The sequence below is a fragment of the Agaribacter flavus genome (assembly GCF_042646125.1).
Classification (GTDB): domain Bacteria; phylum Pseudomonadota; class Gammaproteobacteria; order Enterobacterales; family Alteromonadaceae; genus Glaciecola; species Glaciecola flavus.
This window is the reverse complement of the sequence record NZ_JBHRSW010000004.1, coordinates 312147-336988: the sequence shown is the minus strand read 5'-3', so window position 1 is coordinate 336988 and position 24842 is coordinate 312147. Positions and strand designations below refer to the sequence as shown.

At 43.3% G+C, this 24842-nt stretch carries 19 protein-coding genes and 5 tRNA genes; 15 read left to right on the top strand and 9 right to left on the bottom strand.

Translation table 11 applies throughout. The features are described from left to right. Nucleotides 1-51: 51 nt before the first annotated feature. Nucleotides 52-789: a DNA glycosylase AlkZ-like family protein gene (locus tag ACFOHL_RS01515; protein ID WP_376918430.1), complete on the top strand. Its 738-nt coding sequence runs from the start codon at nt 52-54 to the stop codon at nt 787-789. A gap of 56 nt (nt 790-845) precedes the next feature. On the opposite strand, the gene ACFOHL_RS01510 is transcribed toward ACFOHL_RS01515, so the two are convergent. Then, the gene (locus tag ACFOHL_RS01510; RefSeq protein WP_376918429.1) at nt 846-1325 is read right to left on the bottom strand and encodes a YHS domain-containing (seleno)protein; all 480 of its coding nucleotides are present in this window, start codon (nt 1323-1325) and stop codon (nt 846-848) included. Between the two features lie 140 nt (nt 1326-1465). On the opposite strand from ACFOHL_RS01510, the gene ACFOHL_RS01505 reads away from it, so the two are divergent. The 4 genes from ACFOHL_RS01505 to ACFOHL_RS01490 all read left to right on the top strand — a co-directional run bounded on the left by ACFOHL_RS01505 (nt 1466) and on the right by ACFOHL_RS01490 (nt 4599). Continuing rightward, on the top strand, nt 1466-2293 hold the full coding sequence (locus ACFOHL_RS01505; protein ID WP_376918428.1) for a helix-turn-helix transcriptional regulator: 828 nt from the start codon (nt 1466-1468) through the stop codon (nt 2291-2293). A gap of 150 nt (nt 2294-2443) precedes the next feature. After that, complete coding sequence (locus tag ACFOHL_RS01500) at nt 2444-2986, top strand: RNA polymerase sigma factor (RefSeq protein ID WP_376918427.1); 543 nt, start codon at nt 2444-2446, stop codon at nt 2984-2986. Continuing rightward, a complete protein-coding gene (locus ACFOHL_RS01495; protein WP_376918426.1) occupies nt 2979-3656 on the top strand; it encodes a hypothetical protein in 678 nt (225 codons plus the stop codon). Before ACFOHL_RS01500 ends, ACFOHL_RS01495 begins: the two co-directional genes overlap by 8 nt. A gap of 16 nt (nt 3657-3672) precedes the next feature. Continuing rightward, nucleotides 3673-4599 carry a hypothetical protein gene (locus ACFOHL_RS01490; protein ID WP_376918425.1) on the top strand — a complete coding sequence of 309 codons (927 nt, stop codon included), beginning with the start codon at nt 3673-3675 and terminating at the stop codon, nt 4597-4599. A gap of 85 nt (nt 4600-4684) precedes the next feature. Here the strand turns inward: ACFOHL_RS01490 and ACFOHL_RS01485 are convergent, their stop codons facing one another. Next, nucleotides 4685-5266, bottom strand: a complete 582-nt coding sequence (locus ACFOHL_RS01485; RefSeq protein WP_376918424.1) for a TetR/AcrR family transcriptional regulator — start codon at nt 5264-5266, stop codon at nt 4685-4687. A 141-nt stretch (nt 5267-5407) separates the two neighbouring features. Here ACFOHL_RS01485 and ACFOHL_RS01480 point away from each other — a divergent pair, with 141 nt between their 5' ends. From ACFOHL_RS01480 to ACFOHL_RS01470, 3 genes are all read left to right on the top strand, one after another. Continuing rightward, entirely contained in the window at nt 5408-5818 is a 411-nt protein-coding gene (locus tag ACFOHL_RS01480) for a GFA family protein (RefSeq protein ID WP_376918423.1), read from the top strand. A gap of 215 nt (nt 5819-6033) precedes the next feature. After that, nucleotides 6034-7677, top strand: a complete 1644-nt coding sequence (locus ACFOHL_RS01475; RefSeq protein ID WP_376918422.1) for a S41 family peptidase — start codon at nt 6034-6036, stop codon at nt 7675-7677. After that, entirely contained in the window at nt 7674-8051 is a 378-nt protein-coding gene (locus ACFOHL_RS01470) for a hypothetical protein (protein ID WP_376918421.1), read from the top strand. The genes ACFOHL_RS01475 and ACFOHL_RS01470 overlap by 4 nt, the downstream gene beginning before the upstream one ends. 84 nt (nt 8052-8135) lie before the next feature. Here the strand turns inward: ACFOHL_RS01470 and ACFOHL_RS01465 are convergent, their stop codons facing one another. The 5 genes from ACFOHL_RS01465 to ACFOHL_RS01445 all read right to left on the bottom strand — a co-directional run bounded on the left by ACFOHL_RS01465 (nt 8136) and on the right by ACFOHL_RS01445 (nt 16453). Further along, complete coding sequence (locus ACFOHL_RS01465; RefSeq protein WP_376918420.1) at nt 8136-9929, bottom strand: ABCB family ABC transporter ATP-binding protein/permease; 1794 nt, start codon at nt 9927-9929, stop codon at nt 8136-8138. 161 nt (nt 9930-10090) lie between these two features. After that, nucleotides 10091-11290, bottom strand: a complete 1200-nt coding sequence (locus ACFOHL_RS01460; RefSeq protein ID WP_376918419.1) for a glycoside hydrolase family 117 protein — start codon at nt 11288-11290, stop codon at nt 10091-10093. A 92-nt stretch (nt 11291-11382) separates the two neighbouring features. Further along, complete coding sequence (locus ACFOHL_RS01455; RefSeq protein WP_376918418.1) at nt 11383-12459, bottom strand: sensor domain-containing diguanylate cyclase; 1077 nt, start codon at nt 12457-12459, stop codon at nt 11383-11385. Nucleotides 12460-12719: 260 nt separating this feature from the next. After that, nucleotides 12720-13082: a DP-EP family protein gene (locus ACFOHL_RS01450; RefSeq protein ID WP_376918417.1), complete on the bottom strand. Its 363-nt coding sequence runs from the start codon at nt 13080-13082 to the stop codon at nt 12720-12722. Nucleotides 13083-13150: 68 nt separating this feature from the next. Then, nucleotides 13151-16453: an nSTAND1 domain-containing NTPase gene (locus ACFOHL_RS01445; protein WP_376918416.1), complete on the bottom strand. Its 3303-nt coding sequence runs from the start codon at nt 16451-16453 to the stop codon at nt 13151-13153. Nucleotides 16454-16545: 92 nt separating this feature from the next. Between ACFOHL_RS01445 and ACFOHL_RS01440 the strand changes: the two genes are divergently transcribed. Beyond that, nucleotides 16546-17364 carry an aldo/keto reductase gene (locus tag ACFOHL_RS01440; RefSeq protein ID WP_376918415.1) on the top strand — a complete coding sequence of 273 codons (819 nt, stop codon included), beginning with the start codon at nt 16546-16548 and terminating at the stop codon, nt 17362-17364. A gap of 384 nt (nt 17365-17748) precedes the next feature. On the opposite strand, the gene ACFOHL_RS01435 is transcribed toward ACFOHL_RS01440, so the two are convergent. Both ACFOHL_RS01435 and ACFOHL_RS01430 read right to left on the bottom strand, forming a co-directional pair. Continuing rightward, nucleotides 17749-17824, bottom strand: a tRNA-Val gene (locus ACFOHL_RS01435). 40 nt (nt 17825-17864) lie between these two features. Next, nucleotides 17865-17940: transfer RNA gene (locus ACFOHL_RS01430), tRNA-Val, on the bottom strand. A 235-nt stretch (nt 17941-18175) separates the two neighbouring features. Between ACFOHL_RS01430 and gltX the strand changes: the two genes are divergently transcribed. The 6 genes from gltX (at nt 18176) to smc (ending at nt 24822) form a co-directional block, all read left to right on the top strand. Then, a complete protein-coding gene (gltX, locus tag ACFOHL_RS01425) occupies nt 18176-19585 on the top strand; it encodes a glutamate--tRNA ligase (protein WP_376918414.1) in 1410 nt (469 codons plus the stop codon). Nucleotides 19586-19686: 101 nt separating this feature from the next. Further along, a tRNA-Ala gene (locus tag ACFOHL_RS01420) sits at nt 19687-19762 on the top strand. 148 nt (nt 19763-19910) lie between these two features. Next, nucleotides 19911-19986: transfer RNA gene (locus ACFOHL_RS01415), tRNA-Glu, on the top strand. 71 nt (nt 19987-20057) lie between these two features. Continuing rightward, nucleotides 20058-20133, top strand: a tRNA-Glu gene (locus ACFOHL_RS01410). 102 nt (nt 20134-20235) lie between these two features. Then, nucleotides 20236-21174 carry a tRNA-dihydrouridine synthase gene (locus tag ACFOHL_RS01405; protein WP_376918413.1) on the top strand — a complete coding sequence of 313 codons (939 nt, stop codon included), beginning with the start codon at nt 20236-20238 and terminating at the stop codon, nt 21172-21174. 198 nt (nt 21175-21372) lie between these two features. Next, nucleotides 21373-24822 (top strand): chromosome segregation protein SMC, encoded by a 3450-nt coding sequence (gene smc / locus ACFOHL_RS01400; RefSeq protein WP_376918412.1) that lies wholly within the window; start codon nt 21373-21375, stop codon nt 24820-24822. Nucleotides 24823-24842 lie beyond the last annotated feature (20 nt).

Sequence of the window (24842 nt, the reverse complement as noted above, 5' to 3'; positions counted from 1 at the left end):
AACAATTAACCCTGATTTCTGGTTGATACACTATTTGTAAAGGATGAAACTTTGACCGAATCGATCTCTGTCGTACAAGCTAGAAAGCTTGTTTTGTTATCACAAAAGTTAACACACAATAACATAGAGGGGCGGAGTATTGACGCAACACTCGCAGCCCTTGAGCATTTGGGCTATGTCCAAATCGATACTATATCGGTCGTCGAGCGAGCGCATCACCACACATTGTGGAGCAGAAATTCACGATACAAAAAACAAGAATTGGATGAGCTGATCATATTGGGTAAAGCATTTGAATACTGGTCACATGCCGCGGCTTACCTACCCATGAGAGACTATCGCTTTAGCCTACCGAGAAAACACGCCATGAAAAACGGCACCCTAAAGCATTGGTATCCCCGCAACGATGCACTTATTGACCACGTGCTAACGCGCATAAAAGAAGAAGGTTCCTTAATGGCAAAAGATTTCGACTACACACTTGAGTGTTATGTGCCTGAAGTTAAGCGGCAATATGGGTATTTCTCATTGCCTATATTGTGGGATGGGCGATTAACAGCGAGGGTGGATTGTAAAGTGAATAGAGTGACGGGCACCCTGAACATAAAACATCTTGTAGTCGAACCATGGCTAACAAAAATAGAAGCCTTTGCTCATGCTTTTAGGAGAGAGTTGCAAGGGTTTATGGTTTTTAATCAGTGTCAAAGACTAAAGGTGCATCGAGCAAGGCCAAAGTTTTTAAAGGAAATACTCGAATCAATGACAGAGCTAAATCCAAAAATAAACTAGCGGAGTAGGGCTGTTTACACCTGTACTCCGCTTTTTATTGTGGGTCTGTAGCGTGCTTATTCTGCTTCTAATTCAGCGTCTGTTTTTGACTTGATATCGCCCCAAATACCGTCAGCTGAGCCGATGAATCCAGGCACATCAGTTAGCCAGCGTTCTTGCACTTGTGAGTTCAAGTTTAAGTATAATTTGTTATCCACGATTTTGAATGCTGTAGGATCAGTATCGAACTTGCGCTCCATTGTTACGCCAAAGGCACAGAAACCGCCGTACTGGGGTGCATACTTTTCTGGGTTGCTGCGAAACAGATCGCGATTTTTTTCTGATGAGAACTGATAAATGGCATTTTTATACGTTGCCGTATACTTGCTGCTGCCCTCTACAGCACTACCTTGCGTAAAATACGCGACAGTATCATAACCTTTAATGGCAACATCATTTGCATCTGCATTCATATCGATGTCGGCTGCAAAAACAAAAGAGCTAAGAGTAAGTGTAGAAGCTACTGCTGCTGCTTTTAATATGGCTGATAATTTCATGTTTATATCCTCTCATTAGTAAGTGTGATTTTTTTGCTAAATAAGTTGTTCAACGACTACGAGGTATAAGATACGTTTTTTTGTAGACATAAAACCGCAATTGGTCTATAAAAGTGTGCAGTTAGTATAATTGGAACGATATGGATCCTTTATCTTTAGTTTTACAAACCTTTGGCGTGAGGGCTGACGTTTTTTTCACGGGTAATTTGTGTAACCTTCAAGATTTTTCTGAAGAGAGTGGTCAGCGCGGGCACTTACACATTCTCAAATCTGGTGCCCTTGACCTCATTGACAAGCGTGGCAAACGCTTAAGAATAGAAGAGCCTACCGTAATTTTCTTCCCAAGAGGAGAGCAGCACCGGTTTATTCCAGATGCCGAATCTGGTGCAGATTTGGTATGCGCAACCTTGGAATACGCTAAGATAAGTACCAGCCCTATCGCTAAAGCTTTGCCTTCGCATTTATTGTTACCCATGAAAGCATATCCCAAGTTTCCGGTTATCTGCGATGCACTCTTTGCGGAGGCGTTTAGCGAAGAATATGGACGTATTACCGCCATTAATCGCTGGCTCGATTTGTTTCTTATTGAAATACTGCGTACATGTTTGCAAAACAATTTAATTACCACAGGTTTAATGGCGGGATTGGCGCATCCTAAGTTAGCGAAGGCAATGGCGGCCATTCACACTGAGCCAGCAAAGCATTGGACACTGGACTCACTGGCAGCCGAAGCGTTTATGTCGCGAGCCAAATTCGCCGCTTCATTTAAAGACGTGATTGGACAAACGCCTGCAAGTTATTTACTGGACTGGCGAATGACCTTAGCAAGGTCAATGCTTAAAAAGGGAAAACCGGTAAATGAAGTGGCTGAAGCGATTGGCTATGAAAATAGTTCAGCTATGGCTCGCGTATTCAAAAAAGTCGTGGGTGTGTCTCCCAAGCAGTTTCAGTTGAGGGGAGATCAATAGTACTGCGCGCGCACAGTAAAATCGATGGGTGCGTAATGCCACCATTACATCGACCACCACCCGACTTCAAAAAAAAGCAAAACAATCAAACTTTATCCGCAATGACATCGACATTATATTCAAACAATAAACGGGTTTTAGGACAGGAATGTGTTTGAAAAGCGTGATGAACAGCTTGTTCAACAGGCTCTAAAGGGCAACAAAAAAGCTTGGTTCGCACTGATAAAGCGCTATGAACAAGCTATTTTCCACTATGGCTTGAGGATGACGGGGAATCGGCACGATGCCGCTGATTTAATGCAGGATATCTTTGTATCGGTGTTTAGAAGCTTGGGCAATTTCCGTAATGAAGGCGCTTTTAAGGGCTGGTTATTTAGGATAGCGCATTATCGTTGTATGGAGTTTTATCGGCGTAAAAAGCCTGAGCAGGGATATGAAGATATTCCAGAGGCCGCGTGTGAAGCAGCAACGCCTGAACAGACGATGTTGAGTGACTGTGCGAGTGCGACCTTAACTCATGCCATGCAAAAACTGCCGCTGGCACAAAAAGCGATCATCGAACTCAAGTTTTTTGGTCAGTTCACGTTTGATGAAATCGCTGCGCAACTTGGGATTTCGCCGAACACTGTGAAATCCCGTCTATACAGTGCCTTAGCAAAATTGAAATTGGATTTGGAGGTCGAAAATGCTTGATATTGACCGCGAGCTGCTGCTTGCAAAATGGTTGGAGAACAACTTAAACGAGCAAGAGCGACAAACATTTGAGTACTTATGTCTACATGACAAGCGCTTTTCTCAGCATGTCGAAACGGCTAACAGTGTTGCGTTTACCGCACAACAATTTGAACAAAGTGATATTCCTGCGTGGGATAAGGAAAGCACCTTTATTGCAACCGAGCGAGTAAAGTGGTGGCAATGGAGTGGCATGCCAGTAACGTCAATGGCGATGTCAGTGTTGGCGATAGCAATGGTCGTGACGGGCTTTAACATCCATGTTGAAGCAGGGCGCATCACCATGGGATTTCAGTCAGCACCCTCGCAAGCGCAAATGACAGCACTCGTTGATACAAAAATTGCTGACTACCAGCAAGCAAATCAGGCGATGTTTTCGCAATACGTGGAAGCTCTTACTGCTCAACAACAGCAAAGTAGTGCTCAGCTCACAGAGTATTTATTGAGCTCAAGTCGCCAAGAACGCAGAGAAGATTTTGCCGAATTAATTAAGTTTATCAATGAGCAACGAGAAGATGATCAGCGCTTTTACGCGAGGCAACTCAACTCATTGCAACAAGAAATTTATTCACTGGATACGCCGTATCAGGATCCATTGCTACCAGTGAACGACACCTTAAATGAAGAATAAGCCGAGGTATATCATCATGATCAGAGCACTCACCTTATCTAGCCTGTTAAGCCTTGCGGCAATCAATCAGGCTGTATCTGCTGACTTAGAAAGATTGGACAATGAACTAGAAATTATGTCTGGCATTATTCATACCAGCTTAAAACAAGAAAGCGACCCCAAGGGCGTCAGGTATCGTTCAATTGATGCATCATACTTGGCAAAACAAGGCGTGGTTTTTAAAATTAACACCACTGGGAGCAGCTTTATTTTTTCTGATGGGCTGACAGAACGCTTTATCGAATTCTTCCCTGAGGGTATTAATACCCCTATTTTCTCTATTAACACTAACGGTGGGGAAGACTTTTCATTTGAAGTTAAAACCGATGTCGATTGGAATGAAGTCACAGCGGATGCAATGATCGAAATTGAAGAGGGCATGCATGAGTTGAGTGAGCACTTGCGTGAGTTGAAAAACGAGAGCCGTGAACTGGCTTGGGAATCACGCGAGTATGAGCGCGAGCTTAGGGACTTGCGTTTCCGCCAACGAGCAGCCGATAGAAATGCAAAGGCAGAATTAGACACAGAAACCAAAGCACTTGAGAAAGCGATTGCCAAAGTGAAAGAAAAAGAAGCACAAATCAAAGCGCGAGCTGAGAAGATTGCGACCGTAAAAAAGGAGCAAGTAACTAAGCAAAAAGAAGCCCGTGAGAAAGCCTACAAGTCGTTCTTAGTAAGCTTCGAAGACCGAGTTAGCCAAGCTTTGTGTAGTTTTGGTGGTGGCTTAAAGGCTTTGCCGAATGACGAGCACATTACCTTTGTATTGCAAAATTTTAGTTTGGATTCTGCAAAGAAAAATAAAGACCGCGTCTATGTCTTTTCAAATGAACAAGTAAAGCGTTGTGTTCAAAGCAAAATCAAAGCCGATACCTTGTTGAGTAAAGCCGAGGTGTACGAGTTTTAGTCAGTAAGCTAAACTTGGGATGAGAAATAAAACTCGACTGAAAGGCAAAAATTGCAAATGAAAACAGCCTCTACTTTATTCAAGGTCATATCCCTCCCAATTTGATGCCGGCTTCTCGCCGGCATGCACAGAGCAAATTATCAATCGATGCTTTGTCTTGAAGTGTTCTGGCGATCGCGACCGCGCCAATCATCATTGCCGTCACAGATAGAACATCCTGTTCGTCACAATCACAGTAGCCTATTGCATATTCTAAAATGGCCGTATTCATACCGTAGTAGACCTCTGCGTAGGCTGTTTTTATTGTGTCGTCCTGCATATTTATGTCTGCGGCTAAAAACGCCAATGGACAGGATAACGTGCGCTCTCCGTTGACATGATCCAAACTTAGATATGCATTAAGTAACAAGCTTAACCATTGTCTATTGGATGTATTATCCGGCTTAAGATTAGCCAGTTTGGTACTGCAGGCTCTATATTTTAAAGCCTCTCGGTAAAGCTCTGCTTTACTGGCAAAGTGCGCATAAAACGCCCCTCGGGTAAGTCCGCAATCTTTCATCAACTCATCGATGGTCACACCTTCAAAACCTTTTGTAGCAAACAGAACAAATGAGTTTTCAAGGATTTTTTCGCGGGTTTTGTCCTTATGTGCTTTTGAATAAGGCATTTGCCTTTGCCGTCATAAATTAATATATGTTCTTTATCATATATAAATTCAATTTAGTATGGAATCTCCCTTTGGAATAGAAAGTAAACATTATAACTTTTTATCCCATAACCACTATACATAAGCCAAATTGGAAAAATTATGGAAACACAAATTGGAAGCTGTCACTGTGGTGACATTGAATTTTGTTTTGTTCACAAGCCGATTAATTCAATTTTTTGCTATTGCAAAGACTGCCAAGCTCTCACAGGAGCAGATAAATGGTTTGGGCTTTGGATACCAAAAGATAACTTTACTTTTACCAAAGGTACCCCATTGTTGTACAGCCGTGTTGGTGATTCAGGTAAAGCGGTCAACTATCACTTTTGTGACTCTTGCAGCACGGTGTTGTGCGCCGAAGTTACCGCGGGTAATTTTTATTCCGTTGCCGCAACTTCACTTAAGAAAAATACTTATACGCCCAAGATGTCTATCTACGCTGCCTCTGCCCCGCCATGGGCTATTTTTCCAGAGAATGTGCCTAAGTTTGATACTTTACCGCCGTGGAAGTGATGATAGTGATTTGTCACTTGCTAAGGCGGGGTTAAAAACGGAATATGCAGTAATTATCAATTGAAAACGCTTGAGTCAATGCACCCATGAAGCTGACTTTCAAGCTTCAGTTGGAAAGCTGCAATGTTGTAACCCGAGCAGAATTAAGTATACTTTTCTTACTTCCTGCTCATTGCGGGTAAGGATGTTGTATAAAATGGATTTACGGAGATTCTATGAAAATCATACCAATTCTTGCTGCGCTTTCTCTCTCTGCACTTTTAAGTGCCTGCGGCGATGGCGGCGGTAGTGCATCACAAACTCGTCAACCCACCACACCAAACCCACCTCCAGTGGCGCCTGATGGCAATCAATGGCAATTCGGTGTTTTTCCCGACGAGTCTGAGTTTAAAGACAAGTGCGAAATTGTTAGAACCATGCCGGATATCAATGGTGAAGCCTACCCTGACACACGAGGTACAAGTTTTGACGAAAAAATGTGGCTCCGTTCATGGAGCAACAATACCTACCTGTGGTATGACGAAATTACTGACAGAGACCCAGAGGACTTTGAGACTCCCTTGGCATACTTTGATGTGCTAGTTACAAATGAACGAACGATGTCTGGCGCTAGAAAAGACAATTTTCATTTTGCTCAGCCAACCGAAGAGTTCGAATCCTTTGCAGAAACTGGCAGTAGTTCAGGCTATGGCATCAATTGGGCATTCATTGAAAGTGCACCTCCCAGAAACTTCACAGTTTCGTCTATTGAGGCAAGTTCACCTAATGCAAACAGCGGTGTTCAACGAGGCGATAAAATAGTAGAAATCAATAGCATCGATTTTGTTGAAAGTGATATTCAGTCTGAAATTGACAGTATAAATGAGGCTTTGTTTCCAAGCGAAGATGGTATCGAAACTTTGTTCACGTTTGAGAGAACAGATGGCAGCCAATATAGTGTCACGCTGACCTCGGGGACATTTATCAGTTCGTTCGTTAACAATGCAAAGGTTATTGACACTGATGTCGGTCGGACTGGGTATGTTCGCTTTGATGGTTTCCAACGCACGGCTCAAGCCCCGTTGATTAACACATTTCAGTATTTTGTTGATGAAAATGTCACCGATTTGGTTCTTGACTTACGTTACAACGGCGGCGGATTAGTGGCGATGTCAGCACAGCTGGGGTACATGATCGCGGGGCCAAATCAGACGAATAATCGAGTATTTGAGTTGTTTCAGTTTAATGACCAACACCCAACTATTGATCCGCTGACAGGCGACACAATCCGTCCTATCCCGTTTTTTGACCGAGAAATCGATTGGGAAAATGGTGTCTTTACGAATAATACGTTACCTAATTTGGGTTTGTCCAAAGTCTACGTAATCACCACTGAAGACACTTGTTCAGCGAGTGAGTCTTTAATTAATGGCTTACGCGGCATCGATATTGAGGTCGTACAAATTGGTGGTACTACCTGCGGCAAACCCTTTGGTTTCGAACCAACAGACAATTGTGGAACCACATATTTTACTATTCAGTTTCAAGGTGTGAACGACAAAGGTTTTGGTGAGTTCTCTGATGGCTTTAAAGTTAGTGACAATCCACGTTTTGATGACGAATTGCCTGGCTGTCGCGCAAACGATGATTTCAAGCAATTGTTAGGTAACGAAAACGAGGCTATGCTCGCAACTGCATTACACCACATAAACAATAGGACTTGTCCTGTGTTTTCAAGCCAGACAACGACTGCATTTGCATCCAAAAAAGTCTCTGAAAAAAGGCCTGATGTCAGTATATATGATGCGCGTTATCGTTCGTTTTTATTAGAAAATAGTATCTACATTGACGTAAAAGAGCCGAGTGAGCAGGAACGATGAAAAACGCATTTTTATTCATGGCTGTCTTATCCTTGACTACTGCTTGTGAGCTTACCTCGCAGGCGGAGTCAACTCCTGCAGTCTTAACGGAAACCTCACTAGACACAAAGCAGAGCATTGAGGCAGCAGCAAGTAAGCTCATGTTTGGACGACATATCAGGTTTTCTCAATCAGCATTTACGCAGAGCCATTCTGTGAGTGTTGAACAAGCATATAATAATGATGTACAGGGAAAGTTGCTGAATAACCCCCAAACGAAAGTAAAAACTATCACGTTTAATTTGTATACAAGCCAAGAAGCATGCTATCTACAGCGCGCTGATACGGGCGATAGTATTAAATTACTTGGGGTGACTTGTAGAGGAATTAACTAAACATGTCACTAATATTTGAATAGGATAAGGTCAAGTTTTCAGTATTTGGTGCTTCGATTATCAGTAATTAACAGCAATACTATTTTAATCACTTGTTTGCTTTTCATGCTGCTTGCGCCATAAATCGTAGTACTTTCCTCCTTGCGCTAGCAGCTCGTCGTGTCTACCTTGTTCGACGATTTCTCCTTGGTGCATGACGACAATTAAATCGGCATCCACGATAGTTGATAGTCTGTGCGCGATTACCAGACTTGTGTGCCCTTTGGCTAGCGCTTTGAGGGCGCCTAGTATGGCGCTTTCTGATTGCGAATCGAGCGAGCTGGTGGCTTCGTCAAAGACCAAAATAGGGGATTGTTTGAGTACTGCGCGGGCAATGGCGACACGTTGTTTTTCGCCACCTGATAATTTTAAACCACGTTCACCAACGGGTGTGTCGAGACCCTTGGGTAACTTTTCAATAAAGTGGGTCAAGTGCGCTAATTCAATGGCTTGCTGAATGTCGCTATCAGTGGCGTCTGGGCGGCCATAGCGTATATTTTCGTACAAACTATCATTAAACAGTACGGTATCTTGCGGCACGATGGCAATGGCGTTTCGTAAGCTTAGCTGGCTGACGGTTTTAATATCCTGATCGTCAATCAAAATACTACCGCTTTGTGCGTCATAAAACCGAAATAAGAGTTTAACTAAGGTGGACTTGCCTGAGCCACTTTCTCCTACAACCGCTACTTTTTGCCCTGAGCGAATAGTGAGGTCAATATTTTTGAGTATTGGACGCTCAGGCGTGTAGGCAAATGATAGCTTGGAAAATCTAATGTTCGCTTCTGTTACTTGCAGGGCGGGTGCATCAGGCATATCGGCAATTTTGGGTTTGCGTTCGAGCAGTTCAAACAAGTTTTCAATGTTCGCCAGCGAGCCTCGAATTTCTCTGTACACAAAGCCTAAAAAATTCAAGGGCATAAATATTTGCATAGTAAAGGCATTGACCAACACAAAGTCGCCAATCGTCATATTACCACGCGCGACTTCGTATGCCGCCAGACCCAACATGGATGTCATGGCTAGTGCAATAATAAGGGCTTGCCCACCGTTTAAGGCAAATAAAGATAAGCGGTTTTTTCGGCGCGCTGTTTCCCAATCCGCCAAGCCTTGATCATAGCGTTTGGCTTCAAAGGCTTCGTTACTAAAATAGCGGACGGTTTCGAAGTTGAGTAAGCTGTCAATCGCTCGAGTACTAGAGGCGTTATCAGCCAGGTTTTGTGCTTTTACATACTTTGTACGCCAATCTGTTGCCTTTACCGAAAACCAAACATAAGCAACGACAGAAGCGAGGATGATCCCAGCAAATGTAAAGCCGTAGTTGTAGAGTAATACACCCACAACCATAGCGAGTTCTAGGAGGGTAGGGCCAATATTAAAAACCATAAAGCGCATTAAAAAACTAATGCCGCTAACACCTCTTTCGATATCGCGAGACAAACCACCGGTTTGCCGAGATAGATGAAACTCCAGCTCTAAGTTGTGCAAGTGTTTAAATGCAGTCAGCCCTAAGCGTCGCATGGCGCGCTCGGTGACTCGGCCAAATAGGGTATCTCTGATTTCGCCAAATAAGACATTTGCCAACCGCAAAGCACCATAGGCAACGATTAGACCAACAATTGCAGATATAGCCTGTGTCATGGCGTTGTCTGTGTTTAAATCATCGACTATGTGTTTGAGTACAAAGGGTAGCGCAATGCTTGCGAGTTTTGCTGCAATTAAGCATGACATAGCCAGCCAAACGCGAGATTTAAATTCAAGCAGGTAAGGCCAGAGTTTACGAATGATCTTCCAATTGAAGTCAGTATTTTCGTTGAGCGGAAATCTAGATGGGCGCAAAAACAATCACTCTTAGTAAATTGTCAAATTGTATAGAAAGTCAGACATAGTGACAGCTTGTTTATAATTCAAGTGTCAGCCAAGCTAAACCATGTCAAGAAGCTGGAGTAAATTATCCTTATACCATTTGTTGCAGTAACTATATTTAACCGTAAACCGGTTTACTGGTGGATTGGATTAAACTCAAAACGTCGAATAACATTGTCGCCCGCCCACCATGGTTGATTGGGGGCTAGTATGTATTGGTGAGACAAGCCCCAGCTAATAGCAGACATAGGGTGTGCATCGTCATCAAGTGATTCGACTAGTCCCATGGCTTCAGGAGTATGAGGAATATAGGCTCGAATTTCAAAGTTGATGCCGTCTTCTGCCCATTGTACCGTACCTGCTTCTGGACCGTCGTCTGTCGAAATCATCACCATCCCCTCTTTGTGTTGCCAAATACAGATTTCGTGGCCACTCTGGGTGATCGGGTTGTAAGGCGATTTAACATATGGACCAAGGGGGTTGTCTGCGATGGCTACACCCCAGCGAATTTCTCGTCCGCCAGCTGTTATGCGCTCGCCCATTCTCTCGCCTTTATAATAGAGATAAAACTTATTTTTGTAATACATGAGTGTTGGATCGTGCACTTTATGGCTATCAAAGTCTCCCTGTTTGACCACCGCAAAGCGATTGTCTTCTTCTCCCAACCACTGCCCATTATCCGCCGCTCTTAAAATGGGCGTATCCAATACTTGCCAAGGCCCTTCAGGGTTGTCCGCAACCGCCATGCCTACGGTGTTTTTTACGCGATCGGTGTAGGGCGCTTTAACAGCTTGATATACCAAGTAGTACTTTCCCTCATGCGCGAGGACTTCGGGGGTAAAAACACTGCGGTCGTCGTAGCGCCCATTAACGCCGGGTACAACGGCTGCTTTTTGCTCATCCCATTCCCAGCCGTCTTTGGAGGTCGCGTACCATATTTCTGATTTGTCCCAAGGGAAAACTTTGGCCTCAGGGTCGCCTGTTCCAAAACCCAATGTTTCGCCTGTAGAACGGGTGTACCATGTATAATACAAGCCATCGATGAATAAAACTCTTGAAGGGTCTCGTCTGATTACGCCTTTTTCATACGCAAAGTCACCACCTAAATCATGCTCATAAAAGCGGCCAAACCACTCTTCATATTTATGGTAATTTCTCTCTAACGCTCGCTTTGACGCCAAGCTCATGGTCTCGGGGTTTGAAATCGCTAAGTAGTCATAATCTGCTTGCGTATAAATACTATTATTGTCTTTATTGTCTTCGGTTTTGCTTGTATTGGAGGAGCAACCAGCGAGAAATACAGCTATGCACAGAGGTAGAATCAGTCGAATCATGTTTTGAACGGCAATGTTTAAACTAGATTGACGCTACCATTGCGTGGTTTATTTTGCAAGGTGTCGTATTTTATCTCCGTACCCTCGATACCCTAATCACTGATCGCAGGATTGGAGCTACACACTATTCGATCGCGGCCATTTGATTTTGCCTTATACAAGGATTTATCGGCACTGTGCAGTAAGGATTCCACTTGCTCAAAATTGCCTTTCTCCGCACAGGCAATACCTTGGCTTACGGTAACTTTTGCATGAGCTTGAAGCCCTTGGTCAATAAAGTTGAGTTGATTAATACTTCTGCGGACTTGCTTAGCCACCACTTCGGCAATTTGCTCGTTACAACGGGGGAGGATCATCGCAAATTCTTCGCCACCGTATCGACCGGTTACACAATCTCGAGACGGCACGCAGTATGCGATTGTTTTTGCTACCTTTTTGAGGCACTTGTCACCGTTTACGTGACCATAGCTATCATTAAATTGTTTAAAGTAATCAATATCAATAAATAAAACACTGATGGGCTGATTGTTGCTGGTGCATTCTATCCATAATTCGTTCAATGCTTCATCAAAGGCATTACGGTTAGCAAGGCCGGTAAGGTGATCGGTGCGTGAGAGTCTTTTTAACTTCATGTATTTGGCGTGGTGGCTAGACAAATCATGCAACACCCCGATAAACATTGATTGCGCATTTACCATTGTCTGAGGAAGACGAGATATGGATAGATCCGCATAGCTAAATTTACCATCCTTGCGATTAATCACGACCTCCTTGGGGCCGTGGCTAAGTTTTTTACTAGCATCGTGTTTTAGGGTGTTAAAAAGTTGCTTGTATTCATCTCTGTGGCAGTCATTTAATACCTCACACCACTGTTTGCCGAGCAGCTCTTCTTTTGAACTGCCAACTATTTTTGCGGTATGCGCGTTTGCGACAGTTACTTGACCGTTCTCATCAACAATAAATACACCGACTGCAAGCACATTGATGATCTGATATAAAGCGCTTAAAAAGTTGTTTGAGTCTTGAGAACAAATCAATGACAAAGCTGAGGCTAAGTTATCTAGCGTGTCTCCTCTGGGAACTTCGGAAGTTTCAGGTTTATTTGGATGCGTCGATGTAGATTGTGATGCAGATATGGCCTGAAGATTACATTGCTTACAATTCGTCAAAGCGAGTCCCTCATAGTGAATAATACATAGTGAACACCAGATGAGCGCTTAATCTATTAAATCTGTGAATTGTTTACCTTCCTGTTTCCTTCTGATTTTTATCTGTTTGAAAATAAAAAGAAAAATATATTTTTTGTATCGTCGCATTCGGCGAGATAAAGGCAAAAGTCTTATTTTTAAAGGGGGATGTGAGGGAACTACCGCAAAAGAATCGTCATTTTGCGGTGGCTTGAATAACTTGAGTATGCGTGATTTAGAGCTTATGTTCTGCCTGGTTTTGCTTTAATTTTTGGATCAGGGCTCGCATACTTTTGCCCCGTGCAAATGTGCTGAATGATCAACTGTAAGCCGATATCTTCATAGTCTGCACTGGGCGTAAAGGAGATACTGAGTTTTTGGGCTTTTTCTGAGATTACATATTCCACATCCTGATTAAAATTATTGGTAATCGCGGGTACTACAAAATAGTAACCTGGGGTATCTAGTGTGTAATCAATACTCGCTTTTTCTCCATGGTATACGGTGACATTGCCATTGGTTGCTTGATTGTCTTCGTTGTAAAAGGTAAAAATGGGTGGAACAATTGATGTGTCGACGGTGGTGCCAAATTTAATTTTTTTCATGTTACTGCTCTGTATCCTATTTAAGGTTGATGTGAATTTAGATAAAGCTTCAACTTTTTTGAATCGGCCTACAGAGCAATATCGACAATCCCCATGTTTTCTAAAATCTCCAGCTCCTCCTCGACGTCGTCTAAAGTATTGGTGCAGATATTTGCACGGACATACGCTAGCAATAAAATTGGGTCATTGCTTTTATTCATTGATGAAACAAGTGAGTCTTTTGCCAAATGGCAGCTTTCTATTTTTTTTGATGCTTTACCTTTGTACTGATATTGTTTGGCTTCTAACAATTTGAATTCCGCGAACCTAAGCCATTCAGTCAGAGTTGGGTTGGCTTGCTCGGTTAATGCGGTGTACTTATCGCTCATTGTTGATAAGAGTTCGTTACTTAAGTCCCAACGTCCGTGTTTTTGGTAGACCCTCGTCAAATAAATCAACTCTTTTGTGGGCGTAGGGTGCCAAAATACTTTGTCTACAGACAATTCCTGTAAGTCACTTACTAAGTTGTCAAATAGCGTATTGTCGTTATAGCTTGAAAGCAATAACTTGAAGAGTAACAATCTACGGGTTTCTTCTTGCCATGCCTTATTGCCCTGATCTTGATAAAAAGCTTCAGATAAAACTTTGTGCGCCATAGCGGCTTTTTGAGCGGCTAGTTTATAGTCTTGCAGTAAATACAAGTGCAGTGATTGATACCACAGTGAATAGGCGAGGGTTTCTAGGGCGTATGCATCATTTGGGGAAGCTCGTAAAATTTCCTCATTGAGTGCTTGCGCTTCTTGGTGATAAACCAAAGCTGGTCTAAGATTGCCTAATTGGTATTCTACTTCAGCTAACCAATTGTATACTCCAGCTTTATTCGACAATACCGTTCCATTACCATGTTCTGAACTCGGTAGTAAATTCGCGTAGTTCAGAGCATTACTAAATGAAGCTTTGGCTTTTAAGTAGTCAAACTGTTGAAAATACAAAGCGCCTAGGGTGCTATTGGCATCTGATAATTCTTGAATAGTCTCTTCACTTTCGGGCGCGATGTCATGCATGCGTTGGCTGTATTCGTAGTAAGCTAAAAAAAACGTTTCGGCGCGTTTTAAATTGTTGTCATCGTAATCCAATTGCCCCAGCCAAAAGGCATTCGCACCAGCAACCCTTAAGAGCTCAAGATTATTGGGATGTTCAAGTAAGAGTGCTTGCAAAATCGCGCTGGTTTTTTCGAATGCTTGGCGCGCTTCGTCTGTTTTACCACGAGAATATGCGACTTCCCCCATGGCCGCTAAGGTTTGAGAGTGTTGAAAACGTGTATTAAAGCCATGCACTTGATTGTCAAACAACCAAGGCAGTCTTGATGTAGATGCCGTGTCTTGCGCAGCAAAGTACTCAATGGCTTTATTGCTAATACCATCTAGTAAATCCATTCGCCTTACACTACGCAGTTTGTCGGCAAATTCGCCGACCATAAAGCCAAGCAAATTTTCTGCCTCAAGCTGTTTTTGTTGCGCCAAGTAGCTTACTTGTTGACTTTTGTAGCTCATGCCAACAGACAAAATTGTTAGCCCACACAACAGGGCAATCACAGCCTGTTTTAGCCATTTGTTTTGCTTGCTGCGCGCTTTTGAAGCATCAATATATGCGTGTTCTTGCGGTTCAAGCGTAAATGCTTTATTTGCTTTGAGTAATAAGGCTTGTTGCAAAGGCTTACCACTACTCAGCAAGAAGGCTTTGCTTTTGCTCTCCTTCAGCCAATGAGTGGACTGCTCGTGAAGTTGCCGCTTGAGTAAAATGTTTTCTCTGTGCGCCGCTATCCATTGATTGGCGCGAGGCCAGCATCGCAACAGTGCCTCATGTGCCACACTAAAGCAAGGTTCGCCTTTGAATAAATGAGACGTAAAAAGGCGGCTTTCAATCATGGCTTGCACAAAGTTACGTTGATTTGCGGTATTTAACTGTGACCAATAAGCCGTTTTGCTTGTAATACTCTCGTCGCTGACTTGTAAACTTACCAGAAGTGAGAGCACAAAACTAAATTCTTGTTGATGATTTTGGGGTAAAGTGTTGTACACCTCTTCGGCTTTTTGCCCGATTGCCCCCTCTAATCCACCTAATTTATTGTACTCGTTGATGAGTAGTTGTTTGTCGTCGTTACGCCTCAAATAAAGTTGCTGAAGTGTGTATTGGAGCATGGGTAGTGCATCTGGATTGTTAAAGGCGTCTTTTACAATCATTTCGTCTAAATGCACACCGCTTACCGCGTCTTTTTCCCAAGAGAGTTGCGCGGCAGATGCTGGCAGCCTGATCATTTGCGAGAGAGAGGCATAGTCAGGGGCTTCCAAGTCGAAATGTGAACCGCCTGATTTGCCTGCCATTAAAATTGGATGGCTAGCGAGCAGAGGGTAAAACTCATTTCGACAAGCGCTGATGACTAGAATACAGCCAGAACATGCAAAACGCTCGATAATTTGCAGTATTGCTTGACGCAATTCTGTTGAGTATTCAGAGGAAGACAAGAATATTTCCAAGCGTTCGAAGCAAATACTCAAATATTGCTTGCTTGTTTGTATATTATTGGCTTGGAATGATTCCGCTGGCTTATTCAAAGCCAATGCTTTTTGGCAATAAGCGATGACACCCTCAAGGTCTTCTTGCAACACTGTCGCTAGCTTAGTGGCGCTATAACCTTCAAAAATTGGAATCTGATCAATTTCCCAGTCCAGCAACGCACCAGCTATATCCAAGAAAACAGAGCTCGCGGTAAGAACAGCAAAATCAATACTAACGTGGCTAAGTATTCTAAAGCCGTTATAACCATTGGGGTGGCAAAGTACGGGTAATATCCCTGCGTTAATCAGCGAGGATTTGCCAACTCCACTGGGGCCTAGGATCAACGTAAAGGCATAATTGCGAGAGACTTGTTGGGATATACGTTCAATAACCTTGACAACTTGTTCACTGCGTCCAAAAAATACATCTGCATTTTTTGATTCAAACGCGCTTAAGCCGGGAAAAGGTGAGCCACCTCGCCATACCGTTTTAACGAGTGTGTTATCTTGCTCAAAAGGAAAGCTAAGTGACGCAATAACGCGATAACCGCGTTTTCGAATGGTTTCGATGTAAGTCGGCGCTGAAGCTTTGTCACCCAACGATTTGCGTATTTGCGTGATGGCCTTATGCACAGGGTTGTCACCAACATCTGCGTTGCCCCAGCAAGCATCAATTATGGTATCGGCACTCAAGACTTCGGTATTGCGTTTACACAACAAGACCAACACATCCATTGCCTTTGGCTCAAGCTGTTTGATTGTATCGCCCTTGCGAAGCGCATTTTCTGAGGGAGTAACTTGCCATTCGCCAATGTAGAAGGGATGATTGATCATTATTTTAATTTGTACGGCTACTTCAAGACCTTATCTAATACATCATATGTTGGTGATGAAATAAAGTGCCAGTAGCTTCAGAGAGTAAAAAAATGAGTAGTTTTAGACAAAGTATTCCTTCAATGGGCTATGGAACATGGAATCGTTCTGGTGATGAAGCATATGCGGGAGTGTCCGACGCAATTGAATTGGGTTACCGACACATAGATACCGCGCAGGCTTACGCTAACGAAAAAGAAGTAGGCGCCGCCATACAAGCTTCGGGTATAAGTCGAGAAGCGGTTTTTATTACCACTAAAGTAGATCCCGTCAATTTCGCACCAAACTGTGTTAAACCCAGTGTAGAAAAAAGCTTGGCTGATTTACAAGTTGAGCAGGTAGATTTGCTATTGTTGCATTTTCCATCGTTGCATGATGAGTACCAAGCGCAAGACTACATCAGTCAACTGGGCGAGGCATATGAGGCTGGTTATGCCAAATATGTAGGTGTCTCCAATTTTACACGAGTATATTTGGACACCGCTATCGACGTATTAGGGCGCGATGCTATTGTTAATAACCAAATTGAGATTCACGCCTATATGCAAAATAAACCGATTGTTTACTATTGCAAACAGTTAGGTATTAGCACAACCGCTTATTCTCCTCTAGCGCGAGGGGCATTGATAAACGATACAGTCCTTTGTCAAATAGCTGAAAATCATTCGGCTAGCAGCGGACAAATTGCCTTGGCATTTTTATTGGCAGAAGGGCATATCGTTATTCCCTCATCTACCAATAAGTGGCGCAGTCAGCAAAACTTAGCATCGACTGACATACACTTATCAAAGCAGGAAATCCTAGCTATTCGCAAACTAGAACGAGGCTTACGTTTAGTCGATGAAGATTGGTGTCCCCAGTGGGATGTGTAGAGTTTGGTATTTAGGGTGTGGCTGGACGGAGTTGCTTATGCCTAGTTGAGGTTATTTAGCAGCGATAGAATACAAAGGTGGCATCTTTTGCAAAAGCGATCGTGCCAGCCTTTGTCGACTTTACTTTGATTCAATACTTTTTTGTATTTGTTTATATGACCAGATTGCGTTAACAACAAAAATAATCAACGCTACCGCTTTTACAAATATACTTACATCTATAAAAATAGCACTGACAAGAAGAAGTAAACAAATAAGGCCACGTAAATACAAAAACTTAATATTAATCATATTATTCTTTAACAGGGTTTTCAGCCAGCCTCGTTTAAAGGACTAAGAATTATGGCCTTAATTCATTTTAAGAATGTTTCTTGAAATAAAAGATGGTGGACGCTACTGGGCTTGAACCAGTGACCCCCGCCTTGTAAGGGCGGTGCTCTCCCAACTGAGCTAAGCGTCCAATTCAGAATTTTCTTCAACTCTAGAGGGTAGAGAAGAAGTGGTGGACGCTACTGGGCTTGAACCAGTGACCCCCGCCTTGTAAGGGCGGTGCTCTCCCAACTGAGCTAAGCGTCCGTTACTTGCTATTAGCTTGTCGCTAGCAAGTGGAGGCGTATTATAGAGTTGAACGCTTGCGTGTCAATAACTAAGTTAAAAAAAACGTTTGAGTGAATAAAAAAACGCCATCCCTCTTCGTTTCGACACCATGCAATACTTTACATCTTGCGCGGTATAAGGCTTTAGAATACGTAAATAAACGGGTAAAATGCCCGCCAATTTATGTTCAACAGAATTAAGAGACGAAAAATAAATGTCTGTAGTTACTCGATTTGCCCCCAGCCCAACGGGTTATCTCCATGTCGGTGGCGCGCGCACAGCGCTTTATTCTTGGTTGTATGCAAAAAGCCAAGGTGGGAAGTTTGTACTGCGTATTGAAGATACCGATATAGAACGCTCAACTGAAGATGCAAAACAAGCGATTCTAGACGGGATGACGTGGTTAGGTCTGACGCATGACGAAGGGCCATATTATCAAACCGCTCGTTTTGACCGGTATGAGCACTATATCGACCTACTATTAGAACAAGGATTAGCATACAAGTGCTTCATGACAGTCGAAGAGCTGGATGCGATTCGAGAAGAGCAAGAAAAGCGTGGAGAAAAGCCTCGCTACCCAGGCACGTGGCGAGATCGTACTGACCATCCTATTGGCAAGCCATATGTGATCAGGTTTAAAAATCCTAAAGAAGGAGAGGTTGTTTTTAAGGATCACGTGCGAGGGGAAATTCGCATCGCCAATGAAGAACTAGATGACTTGATCATTCGCAGGACTGACGGCGCACCCACTTACAACTTTTGTGTGGTGATTGATGACTGGGAAATGGGGATCACACACGTTGTGCGTGGAGAAGACCATATCAATAATACGCCTCGTCAAATTAACATATTAAAAGCACTCAATGCACCAGTGCCCGAGTATGCGCATGTGTCAATGATTCTTGGTGATGATGGGAAAAAACTATCTAAACGTCACGGCGCGGTAAGTGTTATGCAGTATCGCGATGATGGCTATTTGCCACAAGCGGTAATCAACTATTTAGTCAGGCTGGGTTGGTCGCATGGGGATCAAGAAGTATTTAGCGTGGATGAAATGGTAGAGCTATTTAGTCTAGATAATATTAGTAAGTCTGCCAGCGCATTTAATAGCGAAAAGCTTATTTGGCTTAATCAGCATTATATAAAAACACTGCCGCCAGAAGAGGTGGCGGAGCACGCAGCTTGGCATTTTTCTGAGCAAGGGATAAATACAAGTCAAGGACCGGCTCTATCGGACGTTGTATCTGTGCAAGCCGAGCGCGTAGAAACCTTAAAACAACTTGCGCAAATCAGTCGGTATTTTTATGAGGATTTTGAAGAGTTTGATGCTGCTGCCGCTAAAAAACATTTGCGTCCAGTAGTAAAAGAAAACTTACTTGCGGTGAGTGCAAATTTGGCTGCTTTATCGGATTGGACGGCAGAAAACATTCAACAAGCGATCAATCAAACCGCAGAGGCATTGGGGGTTGGCATGGGCAAAGTCGGTATGCCTTTAAGGGTGGCGGTAACAGGCTCTGGCAACTCGCCTTCCTTGGATGTAACCCTTGTGTTGCTTGAACAAACAAAAGTTGTAGAAAGAATAAGCAAAGCGATAGAATTTATTGAAAATCGCGAAAATTCTTAAAAAAACCGTTGACATAAATCGGCCTGATGCCTAGAATGCGCCCCGCTGTCACGGAACTGTAGCAAACTTACTTTTCAGGTAAGAAAACAGCTCCAAAGACTGGGGCTATAGCTCAGCTGGGAGAGCGCTTGCATGGCATGCAAGAGGTCGACGGTTCGATCCCGTCTAGCTCCACCAAATTGCTTGTAATTCAAGCAGGGTGATAGCCGTAACGCTAAGTAATTTGTCTGTATAGACTAACTGAAAACTAGGCCTTTCAGCGATTAATAAAATACTTAGTTTTACAAAAATCTAAAATGCAGCGCATTTTAAGTTAAAGATTTTTGTCCCATTCGTCTAGAGGCCTAGGACACCGCCCTTTCACGGCGGTAACAGGGGTTCGAATCCCCTATGGGACGCCATATTCAGCACACTTACACTAGGCCTGTAATCTGTGCGGTGAACGCAAGCCATGGTTTGCAAACAAGTTGATGTCCCATTCGTCTAGAGGCCTAGGACACCGCCCTTTCACGGCGGTAACAGGGGTTCGAATCCCCTATGGGACGCCAAATACAAAAAAACCACCGCTATGGTGGTTTTTTTGTATGTAAGTATTGGTTACGACTAAGCTTAGCCATCGACTACTCTCATTCACTATGCGAGTCACAACTATGTTTTCTGAGTCACAAGTGTATTTAGCGCCTATGGAAGGGGTAGTAGACCATCTCATGCGAGACATGCTCACGCGTTTAGGTGGTTTTGACTATTGCATTACGGAGTTCGTGCGTGTAGTTGAGCAATTGCTTCCCGAAAAAACGTACTACAGAATATGTCCTGAACTGCGTTTTGGTGCAAAAACCCCTTCAGGTACACCGGTTAGAGTGCAATTACTTGGACAACACCCCGAATGGCTCGCCGAAAATGCAGCTAGAGCGGTTGACTTAGGATCTCCGGGAATCGATTTAAATTTTGGTTGTCCGGCTAAAACGGTGAATACATCAAAAGGTGGTGCCGTATTACTGAAAACACCCGATGTACTGTATGAGATTGTTACGGCCGTAAGATCAGCTGTGCCAAAAGACCAAGCCGTAAGTGCAAAAATTCGGCTTGGTTTTGACGATAAAGCACTGGCCTTAGAAAACGCATATGCGATACAACAAGCCGGTGCAAATTTGTTGACGGTGCATGCTCGCACTAAAGTAGAAGGATATAAACCCCCTGCATATTGGGAGTGGATTGCTAAAATCCGCCAAGTTATTGATATTCCGGTAATTGCAAACGGTGAAATTTGGTCGAAATCTGACGCCGAACGCTGTGTTGAACAATCCAACACCCCTCATCTTATGATCGGCCGAGGCGCGCTTGCACTACCAAATTTAGCCGCGTGTATTAAATTTAATCAAAATCCTATGCAGTGGGCAGAGGTTAAGCAACTACTAATCGACTATTCTGGATACGAAATTTTTGGTGATAAGGGTAGGTACTACCCTAACCGCATCAAACAGTGGTTAGGGTACATGAAGCGACAGTATTCAGAAGCAGAGGTATTATTCAATGATATTCGTCGCTTACAAAGCGCGAACGAAATCGTTCAGGTGTTGCGCCACTAACTCAGCATTAGTAAAGGATGCTCGCCTTGTGTTAACTGAAAAGTTCAAGAGAAACACAAGCGCAAAGGCAAAAATTTGAAAAAATCACCGTTAGCGAGTCGAACAACAACAAAAAGCACTTGAAAGTTTGCAGAAAATGAAGGAAAACAACAGTTAAAGAAATAGCTAAACGCAAATTTCAAGCAAACTAAGTTAATAATGCGGCTAAAAAGAATTCGACTAGCGGGTTTCAAATCTTTTGTTGATCCGACGACTATTCCTTTCCCCGGTGATATGACAGCGATACTCGGGCCTAACGGCTGCGGAAAATCGAATGTCATTGACGCGGTGAGGTGGGTCTTGGGCGAAAGCTCGGCAAAAAACTTACGTGGCGATGCCATGACTGACGTCATTTTTAACGGTTCTAGCGCACGAAAACCGGTTTCGCAATGTTCGGTAGAGCTGGTTTTTGACAATACCTCTGGGCGGATCGCTGGCGAATATGCTGCATATAACGAACTGTCCATCAAACGCATCGTCACCAAAGATGCGATTTCTACTTATTTACTCAATAGCGCTAAGTGCCGCCGTCGCGATATAACCGATTTATTTTTAGGTACCGGCTTGGGACCTCGCAGCTACGCCATTATTGAGCAAGGCATGATTTCTAAGCTAATCGAATCTCGGCCTCAAGAACTACGAGTATTTATTGAAGAAGCAGCAGGAGTATCAAAGTACAAGGAGCGAAGAAAAGAAACACAAACGCGGATTCAACATACCAAAGATAACCTAGCACGTTTGGAAGATGTGCGTGCCGAGCTAGGTGAACAATTAGCAAAGTTAAAACGGCAAGCAGCAGCGGCGACCAAATATAAAGAATTAAAACAAGAAGAGCGGAGCCTAAAAGCGCAACTAGCAACGCTGCGTTGGCTTGCACAGACCGAATCAGTAAAAAAATCAGATAAAATCATTTTGGCATTGCGCGAGCAGCTCAATGATTTGATGGCTGGCAAGCAACAGGATGAATCTGGTTTGCAGTCTTTAAAAAATGAGCAGGTCATGTGCAAACAAAATATCAGTGATATTCAGCAGCAGATTTACGCTTTGGGAAATGACATTACCAAGTTAGAACAATCTCAGTTATTTGCAAAAAAACGTGGCTCACAAATTCAAGTCGAAATTGAACAGATATCGATTCAATCAGGTGAAGTAAAACTGGCGTTGTCCGCACTTGATCTTGAGTTAGACAATACCGAGCAGCAACTCATGGAAGCAGAGCCTGAACAACTCACACTCGAAGAGCAATTGGAGGATATTAGCCTACGTAAACAAGACGCTGAATCAGCATTGGAAACCTTAAATAGAGAATACAAACTGCAAGATGAAGCGTATTTACAACAAAAACAAGCATTGCAGAAATTGCATGGAAATATGCAACAAACCTTGAGTTTGCAACAGCGCACAGAAACGAGAATTACCGAGCTAAATAATGAACTGGCTGAGTTTGTTGATGAAGGAGATGAAGAAGCTTGCTTATTGAAAGAACAAATCGAGGAAGCAAACATCGTCTTGCTTACACAAGAAGAAGGTAAAGACAGCGCCCAGTCAGCACTTAACGAAGTGAAGAAAAACGAAACTGAAAACGAAGCCAGGTATCGTGATCTGGAAAAGCAGCAGTTAACTTTGCAAGCGCAGTACAATACTTTGTCGGCGATGCAGGCCTCTAACAAAAACAAGCTACCCGCGAATCTGCAAGACGTGTCTCGTCCAGTTTGGCAAGCGTTTAGTGTGCCAGAAGGCTATGAAAAAGCACTTGAGACCGTGTTACGCCTGTTTGGTGACGCGCTTGTCTGCGATACGCAATTAGAGATGGATTTGTCTGTATCTACGAGCACATCTGTCTTATTTAGTCGCTACTTTACTGTCGAAAAAACGCCGAATACTTTAGCAGCATTAATCACTCAAGAACGCGTTCCCGCTTTTTTTAACAGTATTTTTGTCGCTTCGAACGAGTCTGCGCTAGAAAATTATTATACGTCATTACAAGCCGAGCAAAGCATAATAACAAAAGACGGGCGATGGATTTTTACTGGTACTATGATTACCGGTGAGCTGCAGCAAGACAGCAAGGTGGAACGTGCGGCGACCATGCGAAACATTCGAGCAGAGCTCTATGCCCTAGATGTATCAATATCAGACGCAGAAGCCACACTTGAAACAAGTAGACAATCTGTTAGCCGTGCACAGCTTGTTTTCGATAATGCTAGCGAGGCACTGCGGCAGTCTCAGCAAAAAGCGCAGCATCTAGAAAGCCAATGGCAATTATTGAAAATGCGTCAACAGCAAGAGCAGCAACGCCGACAACGCGTTCAGCAAGAATTAGACAAGCAAACACAAACCTTACTAGAAGAACAAGAAAGCTTAGCGCTCATCAATGAACAGATTGAAGAGCTGAGTGTACAAGTCGCAGAATTAGAGGACGAGCGGCAGGAAAGAGATGCCGTGCGCGAGCAACGCAGCAGACAAATTCAAGACATCAATGTACAACACAATCAAATACAAAGAAAAACGCACGAACAGGCCTTAATGACGCAGCGCTTGCAAAATTCGTATCAAATGTTGAATGAACAAAAACGAAACAAATCTCAACAAATGAACGACTTTACTGAAAAGCTCAGTTTGTTAAGGGAAGAAGCAGAAACCTTGCTGATGCCTACAGAAGGGCAAAATGAAAAGCTACAGACGATGTTGCAAGAAAAAGAGTCATTGGCTGAAAAGCAGCGCTCTGAAGGATTACAGCTTGCAAAAGTTGAAGAACAAATCAGTGATATTGAAAAAGGGCAAGCAGGGATAAATGCACGTGTTGATGCGCTCAAAGCAGAGATTGAAAGTGAAAGGTTGCAAGGCGAAACAGCGAGGGTTCGCGCACAGTCGTTTATCGAGCAATTAGCCGAAATGAAGCAGTCTATCAAAGACGTATTGGATAACTTACCCGAGGACGCAGATGAACAGGCATACCAAGACAGACTCGAAAAAGTCAGCGCTGCATTGCAGCGTCTTGGAGCCGTTAATTTAGCAGCAGTAGAAGAGTACGAAGAGCAAGCAGAACGCAAGCAACACCTCGACTCTCAAAACGACGACTTGTCACTGGCGCTTGACACGTTAGAGGCCGCAATGCGCAAGATTGACAAAGAAACACGCAGCCGTTTTAAGGCAACGTTTGACAAGGTAAATGACGACTTAAAATCACTGTTCCCCAAGGTGTTTGGGGGAGGCTCTGCTTATTTAGCTTTGACGGAAGATGATTTACTCGAAACGGGTGTCACCATTATGGCAAGACCACCAGGAAAGAAAAATAGCACAATTCAGTTACTATCTGGTGGAGAAAAAGCCTTAACCGCATTATCATTAGTGTTTGCTATATTTAGATTGAATCCTGCGCCATTTTGCTTGCTCGACGAAGTGGATGCGCCACTGGATGATGCAAATGTGGGGCGCTTCTGTAAACTAGTTGCAGAAATGTCGAAAACGGTGCAATTTATCTATATCACACACAACAAAGTAGCAATGGAAATGGCAACACATCTAACGGGTGTAACCATGGCAGAACCTGGTGTTTCTAGAATGGTTTCTGTAGATATGGAAGAAGCCTTAGCAATTGCAGAATAAGAAGTAAAAGAAAAGGGTTG

Excerpts from the sequence above, each read along its gene's own strand:
- ACFOHL_RS01505 (WP_376918428.1), top strand. The coding sequence starts at position 1,466 with ATGGATCCTTTATCTTTAGTTTTACAAACCTTTGGCGTGAGGGCTGAC.
- ACFOHL_RS01470 (WP_376918421.1), top strand. The coding sequence starts at position 7,674 with ATGAAAAACGCATTTTTATTCATGGCTGTCTTATCCTTGACTACTGCT.
- ACFOHL_RS01510 (WP_376918429.1), bottom strand. The coding sequence starts at position 1,325 with ATGAAATTATCAGCCATATTAAAAGCAGCAGCAGTAGCTTCTACACTT.
- ACFOHL_RS01475 (WP_376918422.1), top strand. The coding sequence starts at position 6,034 with ATGAAAATCATACCAATTCTTGCTGCGCTTTCTCTCTCTGCACTTTTA.
- ACFOHL_RS01495 (WP_376918426.1), top strand. The coding sequence starts at position 2,979 with ATGCTTGATATTGACCGCGAGCTGCTGCTTGCAAAATGGTTGGAGAAC.
- ACFOHL_RS01445 (WP_376918416.1), bottom strand. The coding sequence starts at position 16,453 with ATGATCAATCATCCCTTCTACATTGGCGAATGGCAAGTTACTCCCTCA.
- ACFOHL_RS01405 (WP_376918413.1), top strand. The coding sequence starts at position 20,236 with ATGTTTTCTGAGTCACAAGTGTATTTAGCGCCTATGGAAGGGGTAGTA.
- smc (WP_376918412.1), top strand. The coding sequence starts at position 21,373 with ATGCGGCTAAAAAGAATTCGACTAGCGGGTTTCAAATCTTTTGTTGAT.
- ACFOHL_RS01480 (WP_376918423.1), top strand. The coding sequence starts at position 5,408 with ATGGAAACACAAATTGGAAGCTGTCACTGTGGTGACATTGAATTTTGT.
- gltX (WP_376918414.1), top strand. The coding sequence starts at position 18,176 with ATGTCTGTAGTTACTCGATTTGCCCCCAGCCCAACGGGTTATCTCCAT.
- ACFOHL_RS01460 (WP_376918419.1), bottom strand. The coding sequence starts at position 11,290 with ATGATTCGACTGATTCTACCTCTGTGCATAGCTGTATTTCTCGCTGGT.
- ACFOHL_RS01485 (WP_376918424.1), bottom strand. The coding sequence starts at position 5,266 with ATGCCTTATTCAAAAGCACATAAGGACAAAACCCGCGAAAAAATCCTT.
- ACFOHL_RS01450 (WP_376918417.1), bottom strand. The coding sequence starts at position 13,082 with ATGAAAAAAATTAAATTTGGCACCACCGTCGACACATCAATTGTTCCA.
- ACFOHL_RS01440 (WP_376918415.1), top strand. The coding sequence starts at position 16,546 with ATGAGTAGTTTTAGACAAAGTATTCCTTCAATGGGCTATGGAACATGG.
- ACFOHL_RS01490 (WP_376918425.1), top strand. The coding sequence starts at position 3,673 with ATGATCAGAGCACTCACCTTATCTAGCCTGTTAAGCCTTGCGGCAATC.